This is a genomic window from Streptomyces fradiae (assembly GCF_041270065.1).
In the GTDB taxonomy this organism is placed as follows: Bacteria; Actinomycetota; Actinomycetes; order Streptomycetales; family Streptomycetaceae; genus Streptomyces.
The window spans coordinates 1,496,712-1,520,801 of the sequence record NZ_CP065958.1 but is presented as its reverse complement, the minus strand read 5'-3'; the positions used below and the strand labels follow the sequence as shown (position 1 = coordinate 1,520,801).

Here is a 24,090-nt window from a genome sequence, read left to right as displayed (position 1 = left end):
CCTTGGGCCGGGACGGGGCGGCGGGCGAGGATAGGGGGACCACAGTCATGGGGCGCGCAGCGGGAGGAACAGCGTGAGCGAGTCGAACACCGGCCGGGGCCTGACGGGCGAGGACGAGGTCGTCGACCTGTGCCGGGACCTCATCCGTATCGACACCAGCAACTACGGCGACCACTCGGGGCCGGGCGAGCGGGCGGCGGCCGAGTACGTCGCCGAGAAGCTCGCCGAGGTCGGCCTGGAGCCGAAGATCATCGAGTCGCACAAGGGACGGGCCTCCACCGTGGCCCGGATCGAGGGCGAGGACCCCTCGCGGCCGGCCCTGCTCATCCACGGGCACACCGACGTGGTGCCGGCCAACGCGGAGGACTGGACCCACCACCCCTTCTCCGGCGAGGTCGCCGACGGGTGCGTGTGGGGCCGCGGCGCCGTCGACATGAAGGACATGGACGCGATGACCCTCGCGGTCGTTCGCGAGCGGATGCGCAGCGGCCGCAAGCCCCCGCGCGACGTCGTCCTCGCCTTCATGGCCGACGAGGAGGCCGGCGGCACCTACGGCGCCCGCCATCTGGTCGACCACCACCGCGATCTGTTCGAAGGTGTGACGGAGGCGATCGGCGAGGTCGGCGGCTTCTCCTTCACCGTCAACGAGAACCTGCGGCTCTACCTGGTCGAGACGGCCCAGAAGGGCATGCACTGGATGCGGCTGACCGTCGAGGGCACCGCCGGGCACGGCTCCATGACCAACAACGACAACGCGATCACCGAGCTGTGCGAGGCCGTCGGCCGGCTCGGCCGCCACCAGTGGCCGGTGCGGGTCACCAAGACCGTGCGGTCCTTCCTGGACGAGCTCTCGGACGCCCTCGGCACCCCGCTCGACCCCGAGGACATGGACGCCACCCTCGCCAAGCTGGGCGGCATCGCCAAGATGGTCGGCGCCACCCTGCGCAACTCCGCCGCCCCCACCATGCTCGGCGCCGGATACAAGGTGAACGTCATCCCCGGCCAGGCCACCGCGCACGTGGACGGCCGCTTCCTGCCCGGATACGAGGAGGAGTTCCTGGCCGACCTCGACCGCATCCTCGGCCCGCGCGTGAAGCGCGAGGACGTGCACGGCGACAAGGCCCTGGAGACCAGCTTCGACGGCGCCCTGGTCGACGCCATGCAGGTGGCGCTGCGGGCCGAGGACCCGATCGCCCGGGCCGTGCCGTACATGCTCTCCGGCGGCACCGACGCCAAGTCCTTCGACGACCTCGGCATCCGCTGCTTCGGCTTCGCGCCGCTCCAGCTGCCGCCGGAGCTGGACTTCGCCGGCATGTTCCACGGGGTGGACGAGCGGGTCCCGGTGGACGGGCTCAAGTTCGGCGTCCGCGTCCTGGACCGTTTCCTCGACGCGAGCTGAGCGCGGAATCGACCGCGCGTCCACGAGGCACCGGAAAGAGTGAATGCCCGAGGGGGCTCGTAGCCCCCAAGATTCCCCCTCGTTACAGGTGGTGCGGTCCGCGGCTGGGACCGCATTTGCCAACAAGGAGGAATAATGATCAAGAAGGTCGTCGCTGCTGCGGCTGCCACCGGCGGTCTCGTTCTCGCGGGTGCGGGCATGGCCGTCGCCGACGCGGGTGCCCAGGGTGCGGCCATCGGTTCCCCCGGTGTCCTCTCGGGCAACGTCGTCCAGGTGCCGGTTCACGTTCCCGTGAACGTGTGCGGCAACACGGTGTCCATCATCGGGCTGCTGAACCCGTCCTTCGGCAACACCTGCGTCAACGCCTGACGTTCTGTCTCGACCCCCTGAGGGTCTGAGCCCGGACCGGCCCCGGAGTGCGTGCCATGCACTCCGGGGCCGGTGGCCATTTCGTCACGAGCCGAGAAGCAGGTAACCCACAATGCGACAGGTCACACGCGTCATCACGCGCAAGAGCATCATCACGGTCGCCGCGGCCGGCGGCATGATCGCCCTCGGCGGGGGCTACGCCCACGCCTCGTCCGGCGCGAGCGGCGCCGCGGCCGACTCGCCGGGCGTCGCGTCCGGCAACACCGTGCAGGTCCCGGTCCACGCGCCGGTCAACGTCTGCGGCAACACCGTCTCCGTCATCGGACTGCTGAACCCGGTGTCCGGCAACTCCTGTGCCAACCAGGGCGGTTCCGGAGCGCCGGGCGGTCCCAGCAGCCCCGGCGGTCCCGGCAGCCCGGGGAGCCCCGGCGGTTACGGCGACGAGGGCGGCTCCCAGGCAGGCGGTCACGGCTCCGACTCCCCGGGCGTCGGCTCCGGCAACACCGTCGAGGTCCCGATCGACGCCCCCGTCAACGTCTGCGGGAACAGCGTCACGGGCGTCGGTGCCGGCAACGCGGCCTACGGCAACGACTGCGGCTACGGCGTCGAGCCGACCACCCCGGGACACCCCGGCACGCCCGAGACCCCGGGGACGCCGGAGACGCCCGGCACCCCGAGCACGCCCCCGCGCGGCGAGGGCGAGCACCCGGGCACTCCCGGCGCCTCGCACGGGCCGAACACGCCGAGTACGCGGTCCCTCACGCCGAACGGGCCCACCGAGGAGCTCGCGAGCACCGGTGCCGGTCCGCTCGGCCTGATCGTGCCCGCCGGCGCCGGCCTGCTGCTCGCCGGCTCGGTGATCTACCGCCGGGCCCGCAGCGCCGCCTAGTCCCGGCCGCAGCGCGAGAAAAGCAGGGGCCCCGCGGTCGCGGGGCCCCTTCCTCATGTCACCAGGTGGCGCGGATCTGACGGATGATGCGGCGCTTCAGCCGTACCCTGCGGCTGCCGTCCCGGCGCAGGCTCAGGCGGTCCAACTCCCAGTGTCCGTACTCGGCATGGTCGGTCAGGAGCCGCGTCGTCTCCTTGCGGGAGACGCCACGCGGCACGTACACGTCGACAAATTCGTATTCCGGCATCGCATCTATTGTGCGGCCAAGGGCCCGGTACGGATAGCGTCTGTCCTATGTCTGATGCTGCGCAGCCCACCGCTGCCGAGGTACGCGCCGCCGCCGAGGCGGTCAAAGCCGCACTGGACCGTCACCTCGCGGCGGTCGAACGCCGCACCGGGGACGACGACCCGGCCGTCTACGAGGCCTTCAACGCGCTCGCCGCGGCGGCGGAGGCGTACGACGAGGCCCTCTACGACCGGTACGACGAGGTCACGCCCTTCGAGATCCCGGGCGCCGACGACTCCCTGCCGCCCTACGCGGGCCCGGAGGAGCCGCATGCCCTCAGCGTGCTGATCCGCCGCGACTACGCCGTGGTCGAGCCGCAGCGCCTGATCGCCCAGGCCCGCCGGGTCACCGACCTGGACCGGGAGGAGGGCGCGGGGACCACGCACGCGGCGCTCGGGATCGTGTTCGGCGAGTACGAACCTGACGAAATCGCGTCCCGGCACAAGGAATTCGGCCTGGAGGAGGGCGACTCCACCCTCTGGGTCGAGGCCGCCGACGACCTGCCCGAACCGGGGGAGTGGCTGAACGCCCCCTTCGACCAGGCCGACCCCGAGCACCTCGTGTGCCGCTTCGACATCAGCGCCGTCTTCGACGACGAGACGGACGAGGAGGAACCGGCGGCCCGGGTCTCCCAGGCCTGAGCCCGGGCCCGCCGGGCCCGGCCCGTCACGCACAGGGCGCCCTCCCCGCGGCGAGCGGGGAGGGCGCCCTTGTCCATGCCCGGACGGCGAGATCTGGAAGACCCGGCCTACGTCGGGAAGACCCGGCCTACGCCCCGGCCTCGTCCTCCTCGTGCAGCAGCGCCTCCAGGAGGGGCCGCAGCCGAGTCGTGCGCTCCGGTTCGCGGCCCTCGGCCACCGCCCTCGGCAGCGCCTGCTCGACCCCGTGGACCACGGACAGATGGCGCTCCGCGCGGCCGAAGGCCGTGTAGACCCAGGAGCGGGTGAGGCCGCCGGCCGCGTCGCCGGGCAGCACCACGACCGCCGCGGGCCAGCGCGCCCCGGCGGCCTGGTGCGCGGTCAGCGCCCAGCCGTGCCGCAGCGCGGACTCGACCCGCTCCTTCGGTACGACGACCCGCTCGCCCGCGCAGTCCAGGTGCAGGCCCTCGGCGTCGGCCGAGACGACCGTGCCGGTCACCGTCCGGCCAGGGGCGGGGGAGTGGGCCACCCGGTCGCCCGGGTCGAAGCCGCCGAAGCGGCCCGGGCCGGGGTTGAGGCGCTCCTTGAGCGCCGCGTTCAGCGCGCGGGTGCCGGCCGAGCCGCCATGGCCCACGGTGATCACCTGGGTCTGCTCGGTGGGTACGCCGATGGCCCGCGGGATCGAGTCGGCGACCAGCTGCACCGTGCGGTGCACCGCCTCGCCGGCGTCCCGGACCGGGACGATCACGACCTCCTTGCCGGGAGCGGCCACCTGGTTCAGCTCGCCGGCGCCGATGCCCGAGACCAGCTCGCCGATCGGGCCCGGGTCGGGCACCCGGGAGGCGATCTGCGGGGTCACCTTCGCGGCGAGCAGATCGGCGAACACCCTGCCGGGGCCCGCCGCGCCCAGGACGTACGGATCGCCGCTGAGCACCAGGCGGCAGCCGTCCGGGAGCGCCTCGACCAGCGTGGCCGCCGTCTCCACGTCGAGCTGCGGCGCGTCCAGGACCACGAGCAGGTCCAGGGCGAGGGTGCCCTCGGCGTCCCGGCCCGGTCCGGCCGCGCCGGACAGCAGCGCGGCCACCGGCAGGGCGCCGTCCCGCGCGGTGTGCGCCGCGAGCGCGACCCGCAGGCCGCGCGCGCGGGCCGCCTCGGCCAGCGCGGCCGGTTCGGCGCGGGCGGCCTCGCCGCCGGTGTGCAGCACGAGCCCGTGCGCCCCGGCGGCCCGCGCCAGCTCGGGGCCGTCCCACTCGGCCGCCTCGGCCGTACGGATCAGCCGGGCGAGCCCGTCGGCCAGGCTCTCCTCCGCGAGCGCGTACCGCTCCAGGCCGAGCAGCACCGGCACCTCGGGGCCGGGGGCCGGCGCGGCGGCGGCCTCGCCCTCGGTCTCGGTCTCGTCCTCCGGCTCCTCCTGCTCCTCCTCCTGGAAGACGAGGATGGCGGCCTCGGACACCGCCAGGTCGACGGCCTTGTCCGGCTCGGGCACCGAGAGCCGGGCGAGGGCGTCGCGGACGGCGCCGATCTCCAGGGCGGTGTGCCCCTTGAGGACCGCCTGCTCCAGGAGCCAGGCGGTGAGGGCCACCGCGCGGCGCGGGTCGGCGGGGCCGCACTCCGCGCCGAGCAGCGCCCGGGCGAAGCCGTCGGCCTGCTCGGGGCGCACGCCCGGCACCGCGAGCAGCTGCCAGGGGTCGTCCGCGAGGGCCCGGGCGGCGCCCTCGCCGAGCACGGCGGCCACCGGGGCGGCCAGCGTCTCGGGGGCCCCGCCGCGCTGGAGGACCTGCCGGACGGCCTCCGTGGTCTCCTCGGTCGCCACCGGCGCCTCGGGGGCCGGCGGGCGCACGGTCGTCTCCGGCGGCGCCGCCGGGGCGGTCCGCTCCGGCGTGGGCGCGGGAATCGGCACCGCGGCGCGCGGGACCGAGACCGGCTTCTCGCCGCTCTCCACCGCCCGGACGGCGGCGAGCAGGTCGGCGGCCGTGCCCGTCAGCTTGCCGCCCGCCTCGACGGGCGCACCCCGCTCCGCCTTGCGCCGCTCGATCTTCTCCCGCAGCTCCCGCTGCGCGGCCAGCTCCGCCTGCGCCTCGGAAAGCCCGGGCTCGGCGCCCTCCGCTCCGGCCTCCGTGGCGCCGGCCTCGGCGGTCCCGGGCTCCTCGGTCCCGGGCTCCTCCGGACCCGGCTCCGGCTCCGTGCCGGGTGCGGCGGGCGCCTCCTGGGCGTCGGCGGTGGGCTCGTCGGCCTCGGGCGGCGCGGTGTCGCCGGAAGGCTCGGTCACAAGGTGCTCCAGTCGTGATCCGGATAGCGGTGCACGGGCGCCGACACGTCGTCGAGGGCCCGGCAGATCTCGTCAGGAAGACTAAGGCTCTCCACTGACAAAGCGGTCGCGAGCTGCTGCGCGTTGCGCGCGCCGACGACCGGGGCGGTGACCCCGGGGCGGTCGCGGACCCAGGCGAGGGCGACATGCAGCGGGGTGGTGGCGAGACCGTCCGCGGCCGTGCGCACCGCGTCCACGATCCGGCCCGCCGTGTCGTCGAGATAGGGCTCGACGAAGGGCGCCAGGGCCTCCGAGCCGCCGCGCGAGTCGGCCGGGGTGCCGTGCCGGTACTTCCCGGTGAGCACCCCGCGCCCGAGCGGCGAGGAGGGCAGCAGCCCGATGCCGAGGTCGAGCGCGGCGGGGAGCACCTCGCGCTCGACGCCCCGCTGCAGCAGCGAGTACTCCATCTGCGTCCCGGCCAGCCGCGTCCGGTCCCCGGCCAGTTGCCAGGTGCCGGCCCTGGCCAGCTGCCAGCCGCAGAAGCCGGCCACCCCCACATAGCGCGCGCGGCCGGTGCGCACCGCGATGTCGAGGGCCTGCAGGGACTCCTCCAGCGGGGTGTGGGGGTCCGGGGCGTGCAGCTGCCACAGGTCCACGTAGTCCGTGCCGAGCCTCGCGAGCGAGGCGTCGAGCGCGGCGAGCAGATGCCCGCGCGAGCCGTCCGTGCGCCGGTCCGGGTCGGGCACGCTGCCCGCCTTGGTGGAGATCACCAGGTCGCGGCGCGGCACCAGACCGGACCGCTCGTCGATCAGCCGCCCGAGCAGATACTCCGCCTCGCCGCCCCCGTACACGTCCGCGGTGTCCACGAGCGTGCCGCCCGCGTCCCAGAACGCCTTCAACTGCTCGGCCGCGTCGTGCTCGTCGGTGTCCCGGCCCCAGGTGAGGGTGCCGAGCCCGAGCCGGGACACGCGCAGGCCGGTACGTCCGAGATGCCTCTGCTCCATGGCCGCGAGATTACTGGCCACGGCACCACGCGGAGAGACCCTGTGGACAACCTGTCCACAGGCCACCCGTTCGAGGAGCCGGCGCCCCGCGCCGACCCGTGCCCGATCGGCTCCTGACGAATGCCGGGGCCGCGCGCTAGAGTCCCCGCACAGGGACGTTACCGATGGGTAAGGGGTACGTGGCATGCGGCTCGGCATCAACCTCGGCTACTGGGGCGCGGGCATGGACGGCGACAACCTGGCCGTGGCCCAGGAGGCGGACCGCCTCGGCTACGACGTGTGCTGGGCGGCGGAGGCGTACGGCTCCGACGCCCCCACCGTGCTCTCCTGGGTCGCCGCCAAGACCGAGCGGATCGACGTCGGTTCGGCGATCATGCAGATCCCGGCCCGGCAGCCCGCGATGACGGCGATGACCGCCGCCACCCTCGACTCGCTCTCCGGCGGCCGCTTCCGGCTCGGCCTCGGCGTCTCCGGCCCGCAGGTCTCCGAGGGCTGGTACGGCGTCAAGTTCGACAAGCCGCTCGCCCGCACCCGCGAGTACGTCGAGATCGTCCGCAAGGCGATGACCCGCGAGCGCCTCACCCACCAGGGCGAGCACTGGACGCTGCCGCTGCCGGACGGCCCGGGCAAGCCGATCAAGCTCACCGTCCACCCCACCCGCCCGCACATCCCGCTCTACATCGCGGCCATCGGCCCGAAGAACCTGGAGCAGACCGGCGAGATCGCCGACGGCGCGCTGCTCATCTTCCCGGCCGCCGAGCACCTGGAGGAGACCACCCTTCGCCACCTGCGCGCGGGCCGCGAGAAGGCCGGACTGACGATGGACGGCTTCGACGTCCACCCGACGCTGCCGATCGCGCTCGGCGACGACATCGACGCGCTCGCCGACATGTTCCGCCCCTACACCGCGCTGTACGTCGGCGGCATGGGCAGCCGCAAGCAGAACTTCTACAACCAGCTCGCCCAGCGGATGGGCTACGAGAAGGCCGCCGCCGAGATCCAGGAGAAGTACCTGTCCGGCGACAAGCAGGGCGCCGCGGCGGCCGTGCCGCGCCAGCTGATCGACCAGACCGCGCTGCTCGGCGGCGTCGACCGGATCGCCGACCGGATGAAGGCCTACGCCTCCGCCGGGGTCACCACCCTGACGCTCTCCCCGGCCGGCTTCACGCTCGACGAGCGGCTCGCGGCGCTGCGGGCGGGCGTGGAGGCGCTGGAGCGGGCCGGCCTCGCGTCGTAACGCGGCCTCGCGCACCGTACGGAGAACGACAACGAGAACTCCGCGGCCGTGGTGGGGGCTCGGGGGGTCTTCCCCGCCACGGCCGTCATGGAGCACAACGCGCGAGGGCGACCGGAGTTACGCGCCCCCGCGCCCCGTGCGCCCCGGCCGCTGTCCCGCGCGCTGCCTCGTTCGGCGCAGCGTCCGCCCTCCTCCTGTTGCCCGACCCGGCTCGGCGCACTTGACTCGTACTCCACGGGCGTGCGGAGTGCGGACGTCCGCATGGAGGTGGCAGGCATGCTCACGGCCAAAGGCCTGTTCCAGGAAATCATCGACAACGACGACTCGTTCCGGCTCTTCTGCTCCATCGCCGCCAGTGGCGAGGCCCAGGGCGGCTGGGAGAACGGCCGGATCGCGGCCCTCGTCGCCCCCGGCATGCGGGACATGGCTCCCAAGATCGTCCGGCACGGCGCCGACGAGGACAAGCACGGCCGGATCTTCAACGCCCTGCTGAAGAAGCGCGGCCTCGAACCGGTGCCCGTGCCGCCCGAGACCGACTACACGATGCTCCTGGAGCGGCGCGGGATCGGCCTGGCCCACGACAAGCTGCGCCGCGACGAGCCGCTGACCGAGGAGGACATCGTCGTCTACCTCGCGCACAGCCGGGTCACCGAGCAGCGCGCCGCGGACCAGATGATCATGCTGGTCAAGTACTTCGGGGACCACCCCGAGCTCGGCAAGGCCATCCGCATGATCGACAACGACGAGACCAACCACCTCTCGTACTGCCACGAGGAGCTGCTGCGCCTCAACTACGAGGGCCACGGGCGGCTCATCCAGCGCACCCTCCGGGAGTCCGCGCTCGTCGAGATCCAGGTCTACCGCGACGTCAGCCTCGCTGTGATGAGCCACATGGGCCGCATCCTGCGCTGGCCGAAGGCCAAGGCCACCGCCCTCGCCGCCGGCATCCACGGGATGTACGCGTGGGAGCGGGCGGCCGGCTGGCACAAGATGGTCGACCTGCGGATGCCCGAGCGCCGCGACGCCCTGGGGGTCCCCCCGCCGGAGGCAGGGGGAGGGCCAACCGCCCCGATCCCGGCCTTCTGAAGCGGCCCGGTCTTCTGAGCCGGACGGCCCGTAAACCTCTGTGAACCCTGTGATCCCCCGGGAAGCCGGGGGGCTCACATCCAGCCGCGCCGCTTGAACAGCCGGTACAGACCCGTCACGATCCCCGCCATCAGCAGGATCACCGCCGGGTACGACCACACCCAGCGCAGCTCCGGCATGTGGTCGAAGTTCATGCCGTAGATCCCCGCGACCATCGTCGGGACCGCGGCCATGGCGGCCCAGGCCGAGATCTTGCGCATGTCGTCGTTCTGCCGCACGCCCATCTGCGCCAGGTGCGCCGACAGCACGTCCGAGAGCAGCCGGTCCAGGCCCTCGACCTGCTCGTTGGCGCGCAGCAGATGGTCCTGGACGTCGCGGAAGAACGGCATCGCGTGCTCGTGCACGAAGGGCACCGAGCCGGTCGCGAGGCGCGCCATCGGACCGGCCAGCGGCCCGGTCGCCCGGCGGAACTCCAGGACCTGCCGCTTGGCGGTGTAGATCCGCTCCGCGGTCCGCGGCGGATTGCCGCCGGCCGGCGCGAACACGTCGGCCTCCAGCTCCTCCAGGTCGACCTGGAGCTCCCCGGCCACCTCGATGTAGTGGTCCACCACCGCGTCGCTGATCGCGTACAGCACCGAGGTCGGCCCGTGCCTGAGCACCTCGGGCTCCGCCTCCAGGCGCTTGCGGACGGCCGCAAGCGGCGAGCCCACGCCGTGCCGCACGGTCACCACGAACGAGTCGCCGATGAAGAGCATCAGCTCGCCGGACGAGACCCGGTCGCTCTCCGGCTCGTACACGACCGGCTTGAGCACCGCGAACAGCGAGTCGTCGTACACCTCCAGCTTGGGCCGCTGATGTGCCTTGAGGGCGTCCTCGACGGCCAGCGGGTGCAGCGCGAACTCCTCGGAGACATGGCTGAACTCGGCCTCCGTCGGCTCGTGGAGACCCACCCACAGGAAGGCGTCACCGGTCGCCCGCGCCTCCGCCAGCGCGTCGGAGAGGTCGGTGGGGCCCTTCGTCCTGCGCCCGGCACGGTAGATGGCAGAGTCCACGATCACGGGCCGTATTGTCCCCCGGTCGGCGCCCGGGCGCATCCGCCGGGGCCGGGAGCCGCGCCCCCGCCGTACCGGACCGCTCCCACCGCCCGTCCCCACGCGCGCGTGCGGACGCCTACGCTGGCCCCCATGGCCACCCTGATCCTCGTACGGCACGGACGCTCCACCGCCAACACCTCCGGAGTGCTCGCCGGGCGGACGCCCGGGATCGCACTCGACGAGCGGGGCGCCGCGCAGGCCGCCGCGCTGCCCGGGCGGCTCGCCGGAGTGCCGCTCGCCGCCGTCGTCTCCAGCCCGCTCCAGCGCTGCCGGGAGACCGTGCGCCCGCTGCTCGACGCCCGCCCCGGAGTGCCGCTGCACACCGAGGAGCGGATCAGCGAGTGCGACTACGGCGACTGGTCCGGCCGCAAGCTCGCCGAGCTGATGGACGAGCCGCTGATGCAGGTGGTCCAGGGGCACGCCTCGGCCGCCGCCTTCCCCGGCGGCGAGTCCCTGCGCGCCATGCAGGCCCGCGCCGTGGACGCGGTGCGCGACTGGAACGCCCGGATCGAGGAGGAGCACGGCGAGGACGCCGTCTTCGCGATGTGCTCCCACGGCGACATCATCAAGGCGATCGTCGCCGACGCCCTCGGCCTCCACCTCGACCTCTTCCAGCGCATCCAGGTGGACCCCTGCTCGGTCACCGCGATCCGCTACACCCGGCTGCGGCCCTTTCTGCTCCGCCTCGGCGACACCGGCGACCTGTCCGGCCTCGCCCCGCGCGAGACCCCGGCCGCCGAGGGGGCGGCGGAGGTCGGGGGCGGTGCGGGCGCACCGTGATCCATCCGCGCAGTAGGGTGGACGCGCCGCGGTAGCCCGCTGCTGCGCGACCGCCGACGGCAGCGGCACCGCCCACGGCCCGCGGCACCCACAGCCGAGACAGTCGAGACAGTCGAGACCCGAGGGAGTCAGGAACGTGTCCCGTCAGGTGTTCCTCTACGACCCGCCGGAGCGGTTCGTGGCCGGCACGGTCGGGCTGCCTGGCCGCCGTACGTTCTTCCTGCAGGCGTCCGCGGCCGGGCGCGTCACCAGCGTCGCCCTGGAGAAGTCACAGGTCGCGGCCCTCGCCGAGCGGATCGACGAACTGCTCGACGAGGTGGTGCGCCGCACCGGCGGCAACGCCCCGGTGCCGGCCGTCGCCCCCGCCGACAACGCGGACACCGCCCCGCTGGACACCCCCGTCGAGGAGGAGTTCCGGGTCGGCACCATGGCGCTCGCCTGGGACGGCGAGGAACAGCGCATGATCGTCGAGGCGCAGGCGCTCGTCGAGCTCGACGCGGACTCCGAGGAGGACCTCGCCGAGGCCGAGGAGCGGCTGCTCCAGGACGAGGAGAACGGCCCGCCGATGCTGCGGGTCCGGCTCACCGGCGCGCAGGCCCGGGCCTTCGCCAAGCGCGCCCTCGACGTGGTCAACGCCGGCCGGCCGCCGTGCCCGCTGTGCAGCCTCCCGCTCGACCCCGAGGGCCATGTCTGCCCCCGCCAGAACGGATACCGTCGCGGCGCATGAGCGGCCAGGGGACCTCGACCACCATCGAACTGCTCACCGCGGGGGAGCTGACCGTCGTCGGCCGGGTCCGCGAGGCGTCCAACGCGGTGCTGTTCTGCTCCGTCGTGTACGAGGGCGAGCGGGCCGACTGCGTCTACAAGCCGGTCGCGGGGGAGCGCCCGCTGTGGGACTTCCCGGACGGCACCCTCGCCCAGCGCGAGGTGGCCGCCTTCGAGCTGTCCGAGGCGACCGGCTGGGGCCTGGTCCCGCCGACCGTGCTCCGCGACGGGCCGTACGGCGAGGGCATGGTCCAGCTGTGGGTCGAGCCGGACCCGGCCGCGCAGCTGCTCGCCCTGGTCGAGGACGACGAGGCGGGCGAAGGGTGGAAGGCCGTGGGGCCCGCGCAGATCGCCGAGGACCGCACCGCGCTGCTCGTGCACGCCGACACCCCCGAGCTGCGCCGGCTCGCCGTCCTGGACGCGGTCATCAACAACGGCGACCGCAAGGGCGGGCATCTGCTGCCCGCGCCGGACGGGCGTCTGTACGGGATCGACCACGGCGTCTCGTTCCACGTCGAGGACAAGCTGCGCACCCTGCTGTGGGGCTGGGCGGGCGAGGACCTGACGGACGAGGCCGTGACGGTCCTCACCCGTCTGTACGCGCTCCTGGCGCCCGGCACTCCGCTGGCGGAACGGCTCGGCGCGCTCCTGACCGCGGCCGAGGTGGCCGCCCTGCGGGAGCGGGTGGCGGTGCTGCGCGGGACCGGGAGGCATCCCGAACCCTCGGGGCAGTGGCCGGCCATTCCCTGGCCCCCGGTGTAGCCGACCAGCTACTTCACCCTTTGGCCGATGCTTTTCGGCCAACCTTCCCAGAGCGTGGTACACCCCCCGGGGGTATGTCGCGCCATGCATGGAAGCCGGCCTGCGCGCAAGACCGCCTCCTCGGCCAAGATCCTGGATGCGGTTCGTATCCGGAACACCTGTCCGGTTACGCTCAGGACATGCATGCCTGGCCCGCTTCTGAGGTCCCCGCCCTGCCCGGCAAGGGCCGCGACCTCCGGATTCACGACACCGCGACCGGTGGACGAGTGACCCTCGCCCCCGGCCCCGTCGCCCGCATCTACGTCTGCGGCATCACGCCGTACGACGCGACCCACATGGGTCACGCGGCGACCTACAACGCGTTCGACCTCGTTCAGCGCGTGTGGCTCGACACCAAGCGGCAGGTCCACTACGTCCAGAACGTCACCGACGTGGACGATCCCCTCCTGGAGCGGGCGCTCCGCGACGGCATCGACTGGGTTGGCCTCGCCGAGCGCGAGACCGCCCTGTTCCGCGAGGACATGACCGCCCTGCGGATGCTGCCCCCGCAGCACTACATCGGCGCGGTCGAGGCGATACCCGGCATCGTCCCGCTGGTCGAGCGGCTGCGGGACTCCGGTGCCGCCTACGAGCTCGACGGCGACATCTACTTCTCCGTCGAGGCCGACCCGCACTTCGGCCAGGTGTCGAACTACGACACCGAGCTGATGCGCCACCTGTCCGCCGAGCGCGGCGGCGACCCGGACCGCCCGGGCAAGAAGAACCCGCTCGACCCGATGCTGTGGATGGCCGCCCGCGAGGGCGAGCCCAGCTGGGACGGCGGCAGCCTCGGCCCCGGCCGCCCCGGCTGGCACATCGAGTGCGTCGCCATCGCCCTCGACCACCTCGGCATGGGCTTCGACGTGCAGGGCGGCGGCTCCGACCTGATCTTCCCGCACCACGAGATGGGCGCCTCCCACGCCCAGACCCTCACCGGCGAGTTCCCCATGGCCAAGGCCTACGTGCACGCCGGCATGGTCGCCCTCGACGGCGAGAAGATGTCCAAGTCCAAGGGCAACCTGGTCTTCGTCTCCACCCTCCGCAAGGAGGGCGTCGACCCGGCCGCCATCCGGCTCGCCCTGCTCTCCCACCACTACCGGGCCGACTGGGAGTGGACCGACCAGGTCCTCCAGGACGCCGAGGCCCGCCTGGGCCGCTGGCGCGCCGCCGTCTCGCGCCCCGACGGCCCGTCCGCCGACGCGCTCGTCGAGGAGATCCGCGAGGCGCTCGCCGACGACCTGGACGCCCCGGCCGCGCTCGCCGCGGTCGACCGCTGGGCCGCCCGCCAGGAGGCCGACGGCGGCACCGAGGAGTCCGCCCCCGGTCTCGTCTCCCGCGCCGTCGACGCCCTTCTCGGCGTCGCGCTGTAGAAAGCGGTACGGGAGGGGCGGCCGCGCCACCCCTCCCGTACCCGAGATCACTCCTTCGAGTCCCCGGGGGACTCCTCCTCGCCGGCGGACTCCCCGCCGTTCTCGTCCTGCGGCGGCTCCGGGTCCGTTCCGGAGTCCGTGCCCGGGACCGCCTCCGGGCCCGGCTGCTGGGGCTTCGGCGGGCGGGTCCGGCCGCTCGGGGTGTCCCGGAGGTACGAGGTGTCGCCGCCCTCCGTCGCCACGCCCTGGCCCGGCCCCTGACCGGGCTCGCGGCGGCGCAGATAGCGCTCGAACTCGCGGGCGATGGCCTCGCCGGAGGCCTCCGGCAGCTCCGCCGTGTCCCGCGCCTCCTCCAGGGTCTGCACGTACTCGGCGACCTCGCTGTCCTCGGCGGCCAGCTGGTCCACGCCCACCTGCCAGGCCCGCGCGTCCTCGGGCAGCTCGCCCAGCGGGATGCGCAGACCGAGCAGGTCCTCAAGCCGGTTGAGCAGCGCGAGCGTCGCCTTCGGGTTCGGCGGCTGCGACACGTAGTGCGGCACCGCCGCCCACAGGCTCACCGCCGGCACCCCGGCGTGCGTGCAGGCCTCCTGGAGGATGCCGACGATGCCGGTCGGGCCCTCGTAGCGGGTCTCCTCCAGATCCATCGTGCGCGCCAGGTCCGGGTCGGACGTGACCCCGCTGACCGGCACCGGACGGGTGTGCGGGGTGTCGCCCAGCAGCGCGCCCAGGATCACCACCATCTCCACGCCCAGTTCGTGCGCGAAGCCGAGCAGTTCGTTGCAGAACGAACGCCAGCGCATCGACGGCTCGATGCCGCGCACCAGGACCAGGTCCCGGGGCTTCTCGCCGCCGATCCGGACCACGGAGAGCCGGGTCGTCGGCCAGGTGATCTTCCGGACGCCGCCGTCCAGCCACACCGTGGGACGGTTGACCTGGAAGTCGTAGTAGTCCTCGGCGTCGAGCGCCGCGAACACCTCGCCCTTCCACTCCCGGTCCAGATGCGCGACCGCGGCTGAGGCGGCGTCACCGGCGTCGTTCCACCCCTCGAACGCGGCCACCATGACCGGGTCGATCAGCTCGGGAACCCCCTCGAGCTCGATCACCCAGCGCCTCCTTCGTCGAAGTTCCTGTCGTACGGACCAACCCTATGCCTTCCGGACGTCTCGTCGGCCTTGATCGACTACCCAGGAACCGGTCTCCGCACACGGGGCACGCGCGTAAGGGGCGGCCTCCCAGGGAGACCGCCCCTTACACCGCCCCGGACGGGGTCCGGCGCCCTACTTGCGCAGCATGTCCTCGACCTTGCCGCGGATCTCGTCGTTCGCGAGGCCGCGGATGGTCAGGGTGGTACGGCGGCGCAGCACGTCGTCCGCGGTCTCCGCCCACTCGTGGTCGCGGGCGTAGGCGACCTGGGCCCAGATCTCCGGGGCGTCGGGGTGGACGCGCTCGGCGAGCTCCGGGTTCTCGTTCGCCATGCGGGCGATGTCGAAGGCCAGCGAGCCGTAGTGGGTGGCCAGGTGCTTGGCGGTGTCGGCGGACATCCGCGGGCCGGGCGCCGGGCCGTCCACGAGCAGCCGGTGGGCCACCGCGTTCGGGTTGGCTATGCCGGGCAGCGGCAGCCGCTTCGGCAGCGTGGAGACCGACTCGTAGTCCTCGCCGAGCGGGTGGCCCGGCAGCGCCTCCAGCTTCTTCATGATGGTGCGGCCGATGTGCCGGAAGGTGGTCCACTTGCCGCCGGCCACCGACAGCATGCCGCCGCGGCCCTCGGTGACCACCGTCTCGCGCTTGGCCTTCGAGGTGTCGCCGGGACCGCCCGGCAGCACCCGCAGACCCGCGAAGGCGTAGGTGATCAGGGAGCGGTCGAGCTGCTGGTCGCGGATCGAGAAGGCGGCCTCGTCCAGGATCTGGGCGATGTCCTTGTCGTTGACCGCGACCTCGCCCGGGTCGCCCTCGTACTCCTCGTCGGTGGTGCCGAGCAGGAGCATGTCCTCCCAGGGGAGGGCGAAGGTGATCCGGTACTTGTCGATCGGGGTGGCGAGCGCGGCCTTCCAGGGGGAGGTGCGCTTGAGCACCAGGTGCGCGCCCTTGGAGAGCCGGATGGAGGGCGCCGCGTTCGGGTCCTCCATCTTGCGCAGGTGGTCGACCCACGGGCCGGTGGCGTTGAGCACCAGGCGGGCGTCGACGCCGAACTCCTCGCCGGACATCCGGTCGCGGAGCTCGGCGCCGGTGACCCGGCCCCGGGTGAAGCGCAGACCGGTGACCTCGGCGTGGTTGAGGACCACCGCGCCGGCGTCGACGGCGGCGCGCACCGTCATCAGCGCCATGCGCGAGTCGTTCATCTGGTCGTCGCCGTAGACGGCGACCGCCTTGAGGTTGTCGGTGCGCAGCTCCGGCACGTCCTGGGCGGCCTTGGCGGGGCTGAGCAGGTGGCCGACGCCGTCGCCGAACGCGGACAGCGCGCTGTAGGCGAAGACACCGGCGCCGAGCTTGGCCGCGCCGTGCGGGCCGCCCTTGTAGACGGGCAGGTAGAAGGTGAGCGGGTTGGACAGGTGGGGGGCCACCTGCCGGGAGACCGCGCGCCGCTCGAAGTGGTTCTCCGCGACGAGCTTGACCGCGCCGGTCTGCAGGTAGCGCAGACCGCCGTGGAGGAGCTTGGAGGAGGCGGAGGAGGTGGCGCCGGCGAAGTCGCCGGCGTCCACCAGGGCCACCCGCAGCCCGGACTGCGCGGCGTGCCAGGCGGTGGAGATGCCCAGGATGCCGCCGCCGATCACCAGGAGGTCGTACGTCGCCTTGGACAGCTGCTCCCTGGTCTCGGCGCGGGTCGGAAGGGAACCGGCAGCCGGGTGCGACCCCAGGGAGGGGAGGCTCTGCAGGGTGGTCATCGCGAATTGCTCCTCGTCAGTTCTCTTCTGCTTCGATCCAGCCCATGGAGCGCTCTACGGCCTTGAGCCAGTTCTTGTACTCGCTGTCGCGCTTGTCGGCGTCCATGCGAGGGGTCCATTCGGCGGCCCGGCGCCAGTTGGCGCGCAGGGCGTCGGTGTCCGGCCAGAAGCCGACGGCCAGACCGGCGGCGTAGGCGGCGCCGAGGCAGGTGGTCTCGGCGACCATCGGGCGCACCACGGGGGCGTCCAGGAAGTCCGAGAGGGTCTGCATCAGCAGGTTGTTGGAGGTCATGCCGCCGTCGACCTTGAGGGCGGTCAGCTCGACGCCCGAGTCCTTGGTCATGGCGTCGGTGATCTCGCGGGTCTGCCAGGCGGTGGCCTCCAGGACGGCACGGGCGATGTGCGCCTTGGTGACGTAGCGGGTGAGGCCGGCGATCACACCGCGGGCGTCGGAGCGCCAGTACGGGGCGAAGAGGCCGGAGAAGGCCGGGACGAAGTAGGCACCGCCGTTGTCCTCGACGGAGGAGGCGAGGGTCTCGATCTCGGCCGCGGACTTGATCAGGCCCATCTGGTCGCGCATCCACTGGACGAGCGAGCCGGTGACGGCGATGGAGCCCTCCAGGGCGTAGACCGGCTTCTGGTCGCCGATCTGGTAGCCGACCGTGGTCAGCAGGCCGCTGTAGGAGTTGATGATCTTGTCGCCGGTGTTCATCAGCATGAACGTGCCGGTGCCGTACGTGGACTTGGCCTCGCCCTCGGCGAAACAGGTCTGGCCGAACAGGGCGGCCTGCTGGTCGCCCAGCGCGGAGGCGACCGGGACGCCGTCGAGGACGCCGCCCTTGACCGTGCCGTACACCTCGGCGGAGGAGCGGATCTCCGGCAGCACGGCGGCCGGGATCTCCACGGACTGCAGGATCTTGTCGTCCCAGGCCATGGTGTGCAGGTTCATCAGGAGGGTGCGCGAGGCGTTGGTGACGTCGGTGACGTGCACGCCGCCCTCGGTGCCGCCGGTCAGGTTCCAGATGACCCAGGAGTCCATGGTGCCGAAGAGGATGTCGCCGCGCTCGGCGCGCTCGCGCAGGCCCTCGACGTTGTCGAGCAGCCAGCGGACCTTGGGGCCGGAGAAGTACGAGGCGAGGGGCAGGCCGGTCTCGCGGCGGAAGCGGTCCTGGCCGACGTTGCGGCCGAGCTCCTTGCACAGGGCGTCGGTGCGGGTGTCCTGCCACACGAGCGCGTTGTGCACCGGCTCACCGGTGTTCTTGTCCCACATCAGGGTGGTCTCGCGCTGGTTGGTGATGCCGATCGCCTTGACGTCGGCGGCGGTGATCCCGGCCTTGGCGATGGCGCCGGCGACGACCTCCTGGACGTTGGTCCAGATCTCGGTGGCGTCGTGCTCGACCCAGCCCGGCTTCGGGAAGATCTGCTCGTGCTCCTTCTGGTCGACGGAGACGATGCGTCCGTCCTTGTCGAAGACGATGCAGCGCGACGAGGTGGTGCCCTGGTCGATGGCGGCGATGAACGGGCCGGCGGTGTGGGCGTCGGTCACGGTGTACTCCAAGGGAAGTCTGGAAGAAGGACGGCTCAGGCGAACGCGATGTTGTAGATACCCGCGGCGATGGCGCCACCGATCAGCGGACCGGCGACCGGGATCCAGGCGTAGCTCCAGTCGGAGCCGCCCTTGTTCGGCAGCGGGAGGAGGGCATGCACGATGCGGGGACCGAGGTCGCGGGCCGGGTTGATGGCGTAGCCGGTCGGGCCGCCGAGCGAGAGGCCGATGGACACCACGACGAAGGCGGTGATCAGGGCGCCGATGACGCCGAGGCCCTTGCCGCTGTCGTTGAGGCCCTGGGTGAGCACGGCGAGCACGAGCACCACGGTGCCGATGATCTCGGTGGCCAGGTTCTGCCAGATGTTGCGGATCTCCGGACCGGTGGAGAAGACACCGAGCACCGGGCCGGCCTTCGGGGCGGCGTCCTCGGTGACCAGTCCCTCCTCGTGCGGGGGCGTGGCGAGGATCTCCGGGTCCGTGAGGTGGGCCCGGAACTGTCCGTAGTACGCGATCCAGACCAGGAAGGCGCCGAGCATGGCGCCGAGCAGCTGACCGGCGAAGTAGACCGGGGTGTTGCTCCAGTCGCCGTCCTTGATCGCGATGCCGACGGTGACCGCAGGGTTGAGGTGGGCGCCGGAGAGGGTACCCGTCATGTAGACGGCGGTCATGACCGCGAAGCCCCACCCGAAGGTGATCGCGAGCCAGCCGGCGTTCTGCGCCTTCGAGCGCTTGAGCACGACGGCGGCGACGACGCCACCACCGAGCAGGATGAGCACGGCGGTACCAATGATCTCGCCGATGAAGATGTCGGAGCTGGACACCCGCGACTCCTTTGTCCTTCGTCCAGGGGAAGGCGAACCACGGGTGACTCCGGTGGTTCGCGCCCTCAGGTGAGGGCGTTGCCGGCCCTTGGCACTGTCACACCTTAGCGCGTATTGCCGGTAGCTGTTCGACAATGCCGACCGATGAACGGAAGTTTTGCGCCACGGTTAACAGCGCGTCAAGGGTCGCGGGAACGAAAAACCCGCCGATAACGCGATCGTTACCGACGGGTTGAGGTGTGTTCGGACGCGGTCGCCCGGACGGTCAGAAGCGGCCCGCCCCCAGGTCACGGGAGACCGCACGGGCGCAGTCCCGCACCGCGGCCACCAGCTCCGAGCGGAGCTCCCCGTCCGCGCAGACCCGCTCCACGGCGCCGGTGATGGCCACCGCGCCCACCGGCATCCGGCGCCGGTCGTGGATCGGCGCCGCCACCGAGGCCACGCCCTCCCAGGTCTCCTCCACGTCCGCCGCCCAGCCGCGCGCCCGGGTCATGTCGAGCAGCGACTCGAAGTCCGTCAGCTCCGTGACCGTACGGGGCGTGAACGGCTCCCGCTCGACCTCCACGGCCTCGGTGTGCGCCACCGGGTCGTAGGCCGACAGCACCTTGCCCAGGGCCGTGGAGTGCAGCGGCTGCATCGCCCCCACCTCCAGGACCTGCCGGCTGTCGTCCGGCCGGAAGACATGGTGGACGATCAGCACGCCGCTCTGGTGGAGCACGCCCAGATGGACGCTCTCGCCGCTGGACCGGGCCAGGTCGTCCGTCCACACCAGCGCCCGCGCGCGCAGCTCGTGCACGTCCAGATAGCTGTTGCCCAGGCGCAGCAGCTCCGCGCCCAGCTGGTAGCGCCCCGAGGCCGGGTCCTGCTCCACGAAGCCCTCGGCCTGGAGGGTGCGCAGGATGCCGTGCGCCGTTCCCTTGGCGAGTCCGAGGGAGGAGGCGATGTCGGACAGGCCGAGCCGGCGCTCGCCGCCCGCGAGCAGTCGCAGCATCGCCGCCGCCCGTTCAAGCGACTGGATGTTCTTCGCCATCGCCCGGCCTTTCTCCTCACATGCTGTTCGACAATGCTGAACACTATCGGTCGATGCCGACCTTGTGTCACACCAGACAGTGTCGGACAAGAACGGGCCGGACCGGGAGTCCCCGGACACAGGATGCCGTCCACCTGCCGGAACCCCATGTCCACCCCGGCCCCCGCATGGTTACTCTGGGCCCGTGCACCCTCTGCCGAGGGCGCAAAGCCGACAGCCGTCGCATCCCAGGGAGCCCCATCCATGGCCTCGTCGCCGACCCCTTCCACCGCATCCGCGACCGCCGCCCAGCGGGCCGACGCCCTCCGCGAGGCACTCGCCTCCCGGGTCGTCGTCTCCGACGGCGCGATGGGCACCATGCTCCAGGCCCAGGACCCCTCCTTGGAGGACTTCCAGAACCTGGAGGGCTGCAACGAGATCCTGAACGTCTCCCGCCCGGACATCGTCCGCTCGGTCCACGACGCCTATCTCGCGGTCGGCACCGACTGCGTCGGCACCAACACCTTCAACTGCAACTTCTCCGCGCTCGGCGAGTACGACATCGCCCACCGCATCCAGGAGCTCTCCGAGGCCGGTGCCCGGATCGCCCGCGAGGTCGCCGACGACTACACCGAGCGCACCGGACAGCAGCGCTGGGTGCTCGGCTCCATGGGCCCCGGCACCAAGCTGCCGACCCTCGGCCACGTCGAGTACGCGACCATCCGCGACGCCTACCAGCAGAACGCCGAGGGCCTTCTCGCCGGCGGCGCCGACGCCCTGATCGTCGAGACCACCCAGGACCTGCTGCAGACCAAGGCCGCGATCATCGCGGCCCACCGCGCCATGGAGATCGCCGGCTACACCGTCCCGCTCATCACCTCGGTGACGGTCGAGACGACGGGCACGATGCTGCTCGGGTCGGAGATCGGTGCGGCGCTGACGGCGCTTGAGCCGCTGGGCATCGACATGATCGGCATGAACTGCGCCACCGGCCCGGCGGAGATGAGCGAGCACCTTCGCTACCTCGCCCGGCACGCCGGCATCGCGCTGTCCTGCATGCCGAACGCGGGTCTGCCGGTGCTGACGAAGGACGGTGCGCACTATCCGCTGTCTCCGGCGGAGCTGGCCGACGCCCATGAGACCTTCGTGGCCGAGTACGGGCTGTCGCTGGTCGGCGGCTGCTGCGGTACGACTCCGGAGCACCTGCGGCAGGTCGTGGAGCGGGTGCGTGGGGTCGTTCCGCCGGCGCGGGTGGCGCACCCGGAGCCGGGCGCCGCGTCGCTGTACCAGACGGTGCCGTTCCGCCAGGACACCTCGTACCTCGCGATCGGTGAGCGGACGAACGCCAACGGCTCGAAGAAGTTCCGCGAGGCCATGCTGGAGGGCCGCTGGGACGACTGCGTGGAGATGGCGCGCGACCAGATCCGCGAGGGCGCGCACATGCTCGACCTGTGCGTGGACTACGTGGGCCGTGACGGTGTCGCGGACATGAAGGAGCTCGCCGGACGCTTCGCCACCGCCTCCACCCTGCCGATCGTGTTGGACTCCACCGAGGTGGATGTCATCGAGGCGGGTCTGGAGAAGCTGGGTGGCCGTGCGGTCATCAACTCGGTCAACTACGAGGACGGCGACGGCCCGGAGTCCCGGTTCGTCAAGGTCACCCGCCTTGCGAAGCAGCACGGTGCGGCGCTGATCGCGCTGACGATCGACGAGAAGGGCCAGGCCCGGACGGTCGAGGACAAGGTCGCGATCGCCGAGCGGATCATCGACGACCTGACCGGGAACTGGGGCATCCTCGAGTCGGACATCCTGATCGACACCCTCACCTTCACGATCTGCACGGGTCAGGAGGAGTCCCGCAAGGACGGTGTGGCGACGATCGAGGCGATCCGTGAGCTGAAGCGCCGCCACCCCGACGTCCAGACCACCCTCGGCCTGTCGAACATCTCCTTCGGCCTCAACCCGGCCGCCCGGATCCTGCTGAACTCCGTCTTCCTGGACGAGTGTGTGAAGGCGGGTCTGGACTCGGCGATCGTGCACGCGTCGAAGATCCTGCCGATCGCCCGTTTCGACGACGAGCAGGTCACCACCGCCCTCGACCTGATCTACGACCGGCGCAGCGAGGGCTATGACCCGCTGCAGAAGCTGATGGCCCTGTTCGAGGGCGCCACCGCGAAGTCCCTGAAGGCCGGCAAGGCGGAGGAGCTGGCCGCGCTGCCGCTGGAGGAGCGGCTCAAGCGGCGGATCATCGACGGTGAGAAGAACGGCCTGGAGGCCGACCTCGATGAGGCCCTGACCACCACCCCGGCCCTGGACATCGTCAACAACACGCTCCTGGACGGCATGAAGGTCGTCGGTGAGCTGTTCGGCTCGGGTCAGATGCAGCTGCCGTTCGTGCTGCAGTCGGCTGAGGTCATGAAGACCGCGGTGGCGCATCTGGAGCCGCACATGGAGAAGTCCGACGCCGAGGGCAAGGGCACCATCGTCCTCGCCACCGTCCGCGGCGACGTCCACGACATCGGCAAGAACCTGGTCGACATCATCCTGTCGAACAACGGCTACAACGTGGTGAACCTGGGCATCAAGCAGCCCGTCTCCGCGATCCTGGAAGCAGCCGAGGAGCACTCCGCCGACGTCATCGGCATGTCCGGTCTCCTGGTCAAGTCGACCGTGATCATGAAGGAGAACCTGGAGGAGCTCAACCAGCGCGAGCTGGCGGCCAAGTACCCGGTGATCCTCGGCGGCGCCGCCCTCACCCGCGCCTACGTCGAGCAGGACCTCCACGAGATCTACCAGGGCGAGGTCCGCTACGCCCGCGACGCCTTCGAGGGCCTGCGCCTCATGGACGCGCTCGTCGCCGTGAAGCGCGGCGTGCCCGGAGCCGTACTGCCGGAGCTGAAGCAGCGGCGGGTCGCCACGAGCTCCGCGACCCTCCAGGTCGACGAGCCGGAGCCGGGCGGCCGTTCCGACGTCGCCACCGACAACCCCGTACCCACCCCGCCGTTCTGGGGCACCCGCGTCGTCAAGGGCATCCCGCTGAAGGACTACGCCTCCTGGCTCGACGAGGGCGCGCTCTTCAAGGGCCAGTGGGGCCTGAAGCAGAACCGGGCCGGCGACGGGCCGTCGTACGAGGAGCTGGTGGAGACCGACGGCCGGCCGCGGCTGCGCGGCTGGCTGGAGCGGCTCCACACGGAGAACCTGCTCGAAGCGGCCGTCGTCCACGGCTACTTCCCCTGTGTCTCCAAGGGCGACGACCTGATCATCCTCGACGAGGCCGGGAACGAGCGGACCCGCTTCACCTTCCCGCGTCAGCGGCGCGGCCGCCGGCTGTGCCTGGCGGACTTCTTCCGCCCGGAGGAGTCCGGCGAGACCGATGTCGTCGGCCTCCAGGTCGTCACCGTCGGCTCGAAGATCGGCGAGGCCACGGCCAAGCTCTTCGCCTCCGACTCCTACCGCGACTACCTCGAACTGCACGGCCTGTCCGTGCAGCTGGCGGAGGCCCTCGCCGAGTACTGGCACGCGCGCGTGCGCGCCGAGCTCGGCTTCGGCGGCGAGGACCCGGCCGACGTGAAGGACATGTTCGACCTCAAGTACCGCGGCGCGCGCTTCTCGCTCGGCTACGGCGCCTGCCCCGACCTGGAGGACCGGGCGAAGATCGCCGAGCTCCTGGAGCCGGAGCGGATCGGCGTCCACCTCTCCGAGGAGTTCCAGCTGCACCCCGAACAGTCCACCGACGCCATCGTCATCCATCACCCGGAGGCGAAGTACTTCAACGCTCGGTAATCGGGGCAGGAGTAAATACCTGCGTTCGATGTGAACCGGACGTACACTGGTCGGTCCAGTGCAGGCCGGTCGCCACCCCC

General features: G+C 72.1%; 20 protein-coding genes. 11 read left to right on the top strand and 9 right to left on the bottom strand.

What is annotated here, in order from left to right; all coding sequences use genetic code 11:
- Window positions 1–73 precede the first annotated feature (73 nt).
- From JAO84_RS06750 to JAO84_RS06740, 3 genes are all read left to right on the top strand, one after another.
- Window positions 74–1,399, top strand: a complete 1,326-nt coding sequence (locus JAO84_RS06750; RefSeq protein WP_370411301.1) for a M20/M25/M40 family metallo-hydrolase — start codon at window positions 74–76, stop codon at window positions 1,397–1,399.
- Window positions 1,400–1,534: 135 nt separating this feature from the next.
- A complete protein-coding gene (gene chpH / locus JAO84_RS06745) occupies window positions 1,535–1,768 on the top strand; it encodes a chaplin ChpH (RefSeq protein ID WP_370411299.1) in 234 nt (77 codons plus the stop codon).
- Window positions 1,769–1,880: 112 nt separating this feature from the next.
- A complete protein-coding gene (locus JAO84_RS06740; RefSeq protein WP_370411297.1) occupies window positions 1,881–2,657 on the top strand; it encodes a chaplin family protein in 777 nt (258 codons plus the stop codon).
- A 58-nt stretch (window positions 2,658–2,715) separates the two neighbouring features.
- Here JAO84_RS06740 and JAO84_RS06735 read toward each other — a convergent pair whose 3' ends face one another.
- The gene (locus JAO84_RS06735; protein ID WP_265865547.1) at window positions 2,716–2,904 is read right to left on the bottom strand and encodes a DUF5703 family protein; all 189 of its coding nucleotides are present in this window, start codon (window positions 2,902–2,904) and stop codon (window positions 2,716–2,718) included.
- A gap of 47 nt (window positions 2,905–2,951) precedes the next feature.
- On the opposite strand from JAO84_RS06735, the gene JAO84_RS06730 reads away from it, so the two are divergent.
- On the top strand, window positions 2,952–3,584 hold the full coding sequence (locus JAO84_RS06730) for a hypothetical protein (RefSeq protein WP_265865546.1): 633 nt from the start codon (window positions 2,952–2,954) through the stop codon (window positions 3,582–3,584).
- Window positions 3,585–3,711: 127 nt separating this feature from the next.
- Here the strand turns inward: JAO84_RS06730 and JAO84_RS06725 are convergent, their stop codons facing one another.
- Together JAO84_RS06725 and JAO84_RS06720 are read right to left on the bottom strand one after the other, a co-directional pair.
- A complete protein-coding gene (locus JAO84_RS06725; protein ID WP_370411294.1) occupies window positions 3,712–5,850 on the bottom strand; it encodes a helix-hairpin-helix domain-containing protein in 2,139 nt (712 codons plus the stop codon).
- Window positions 5,847–6,833 (bottom strand): aldo/keto reductase, encoded by a 987-nt coding sequence (locus JAO84_RS06720; protein WP_370411292.1) that lies wholly within the window; start codon window positions 6,831–6,833, stop codon window positions 5,847–5,849. Before JAO84_RS06720 ends, JAO84_RS06725 begins: the two co-directional genes overlap by 4 nt.
- 184 nt (window positions 6,834–7,017) lie before the next feature.
- On the opposite strand from JAO84_RS06720, the gene JAO84_RS06715 reads away from it, so the two are divergent.
- Both JAO84_RS06715 and JAO84_RS06710 read left to right on the top strand, forming a co-directional pair.
- Window positions 7,018–8,070, top strand: a complete 1,053-nt coding sequence (locus JAO84_RS06715) for an LLM class F420-dependent oxidoreductase (protein ID WP_265865543.1) — start codon at window positions 7,018–7,020, stop codon at window positions 8,068–8,070.
- A gap of 276 nt (window positions 8,071–8,346) precedes the next feature.
- Window positions 8,347–9,156, top strand: a complete 810-nt coding sequence (locus JAO84_RS06710; protein WP_370411290.1) for a ferritin-like domain-containing protein — start codon at window positions 8,347–8,349, stop codon at window positions 9,154–9,156.
- Between the two features lie 74 nt (window positions 9,157–9,230).
- Here the strand turns inward: JAO84_RS06710 and JAO84_RS06705 are convergent, their stop codons facing one another.
- Complete coding sequence (locus JAO84_RS06705; protein WP_370416671.1) at window positions 9,231–10,223, bottom strand: magnesium and cobalt transport protein CorA; 993 nt, start codon at window positions 10,221–10,223, stop codon at window positions 9,231–9,233.
- A gap of 117 nt (window positions 10,224–10,340) precedes the next feature.
- Between JAO84_RS06705 and JAO84_RS06700 the strand changes: the two genes are divergently transcribed.
- The 4 genes from JAO84_RS06700 to mshC all read left to right on the top strand — a co-directional run bounded on the left by JAO84_RS06700 (window position 10,341) and on the right by mshC (window position 13,966).
- A complete protein-coding gene (locus JAO84_RS06700) occupies window positions 10,341–11,030 on the top strand; it encodes a histidine phosphatase family protein (protein ID WP_265865541.1) in 690 nt (229 codons plus the stop codon).
- A 136-nt stretch (window positions 11,031–11,166) separates the two neighbouring features.
- Entirely contained in the window at window positions 11,167–11,757 is a 591-nt protein-coding gene (locus tag JAO84_RS06695; RefSeq protein ID WP_370411288.1) for a DUF3090 domain-containing protein, read from the top strand.
- Window positions 11,721–12,557, top strand: coding sequence for an SCO1664 family protein (locus JAO84_RS06690; RefSeq protein WP_370416670.1), 837 nt, complete (start codon window positions 11,721–11,723; stop codon window positions 12,555–12,557). Before JAO84_RS06695 ends, JAO84_RS06690 begins: the two co-directional genes overlap by 37 nt.
- Window positions 12,558–12,736: 179 nt before the next feature.
- Window positions 12,737–13,966 (top strand): cysteine--1-D-myo-inosityl 2-amino-2-deoxy-alpha-D-glucopyranoside ligase, encoded by a 1,230-nt coding sequence (gene mshC, locus JAO84_RS06685; protein ID WP_370411286.1) that lies wholly within the window; start codon window positions 12,737–12,739, stop codon window positions 13,964–13,966.
- Window positions 13,967–14,013: 47 nt separating this feature from the next.
- Here the strand turns inward: mshC and JAO84_RS06680 are convergent, their stop codons facing one another.
- The 5 genes from JAO84_RS06680 to JAO84_RS06660 all read right to left on the bottom strand — a co-directional run bounded on the left by JAO84_RS06680 (window position 14,014) and on the right by JAO84_RS06660 (window position 20,248).
- Window positions 14,014–15,069: a PAC2 family protein gene (locus JAO84_RS06680; protein ID WP_370411284.1), complete on the bottom strand. Its 1,056-nt coding sequence runs from the start codon at window positions 15,067–15,069 to the stop codon at window positions 14,014–14,016.
- Window positions 15,070–15,243: 174 nt separating this feature from the next.
- Entirely contained in the window at window positions 15,244–16,848 is a 1,605-nt protein-coding gene (locus JAO84_RS06675; RefSeq protein ID WP_265865536.1) for a glycerol-3-phosphate dehydrogenase/oxidase, read from the bottom strand.
- A 16-nt stretch (window positions 16,849–16,864) separates the two neighbouring features.
- The gene (gene glpK, locus JAO84_RS06670) at window positions 16,865–18,394 is read right to left on the bottom strand and encodes a glycerol kinase GlpK (RefSeq protein ID WP_370411281.1); all 1,530 of its coding nucleotides are present in this window, start codon (window positions 18,392–18,394) and stop codon (window positions 16,865–16,867) included.
- A 35-nt stretch (window positions 18,395–18,429) separates the two neighbouring features.
- On the bottom strand, window positions 18,430–19,218 hold the full coding sequence (locus JAO84_RS06665; RefSeq protein WP_370411280.1) for an MIP/aquaporin family protein: 789 nt from the start codon (window positions 19,216–19,218) through the stop codon (window positions 18,430–18,432).
- Between the two features lie 265 nt (window positions 19,219–19,483).
- On the bottom strand, window positions 19,484–20,248 hold the full coding sequence (locus JAO84_RS06660) for an IclR family transcriptional regulator (protein WP_370411278.1): 765 nt from the start codon (window positions 20,246–20,248) through the stop codon (window positions 19,484–19,486).
- Window positions 20,249–20,491: 243 nt separating this feature from the next.
- On the opposite strand from JAO84_RS06660, the gene metH reads away from it, so the two are divergent.
- Complete coding sequence (gene metH, locus JAO84_RS06655; RefSeq protein WP_265865532.1) at window positions 20,492–24,010, top strand: methionine synthase; 3,519 nt, start codon at window positions 20,492–20,494, stop codon at window positions 24,008–24,010.
- Window positions 24,011–24,090 lie beyond the last annotated feature (80 nt).

What these genes read in the sequence shown, in the direction of transcription:
- metH (WP_265865532.1), top strand. Translation starts at nt 20,492, where the DNA reads ATGGCCTCGTCGCCGACCCCTTCCACCGCATCCGCGACCGCCGCCCAG.
- JAO84_RS06740 (WP_370411297.1), top strand. Translation starts at nt 1,881, where the DNA reads ATGCGACAGGTCACACGCGTCATCACGCGCAAGAGCATCATCACGGTC.
- JAO84_RS06710 (WP_370411290.1), top strand. Translation starts at nt 8,347, where the DNA reads ATGCTCACGGCCAAAGGCCTGTTCCAGGAAATCATCGACAACGACGAC.
- JAO84_RS06720 (WP_370411292.1), bottom strand. Translation starts at nt 6,833, where the DNA reads ATGGAGCAGAGGCATCTCGGACGTACCGGCCTGCGCGTGTCCCGGCTC.
- JAO84_RS06730 (WP_265865546.1), top strand. Translation starts at nt 2,952, where the DNA reads ATGTCTGATGCTGCGCAGCCCACCGCTGCCGAGGTACGCGCCGCCGCC.
- JAO84_RS06715 (WP_265865543.1), top strand. Translation starts at nt 7,018, where the DNA reads ATGCGGCTCGGCATCAACCTCGGCTACTGGGGCGCGGGCATGGACGGC.
- chpH (WP_370411299.1), top strand. Translation starts at nt 1,535, where the DNA reads ATGATCAAGAAGGTCGTCGCTGCTGCGGCTGCCACCGGCGGTCTCGTT.
- JAO84_RS06660 (WP_370411278.1), bottom strand. Translation starts at nt 20,248, where the DNA reads ATGGCGAAGAACATCCAGTCGCTTGAACGGGCGGCGGCGATGCTGCGA.
- JAO84_RS06675 (WP_265865536.1), bottom strand. Translation starts at nt 16,848, where the DNA reads ATGACCACCCTGCAGAGCCTCCCCTCCCTGGGGTCGCACCCGGCTGCC.
- JAO84_RS06700 (WP_265865541.1), top strand. Translation starts at nt 10,341, where the DNA reads ATGGCCACCCTGATCCTCGTACGGCACGGACGCTCCACCGCCAACACC.
- mshC (WP_370411286.1), top strand. Translation starts at nt 12,737, where the DNA reads ATGCATGCCTGGCCCGCTTCTGAGGTCCCCGCCCTGCCCGGCAAGGGC.
- JAO84_RS06735 (WP_265865547.1), bottom strand. Translation starts at nt 2,904, where the DNA reads ATGCCGGAATACGAATTTGTCGACGTGTACGTGCCGCGTGGCGTCTCC.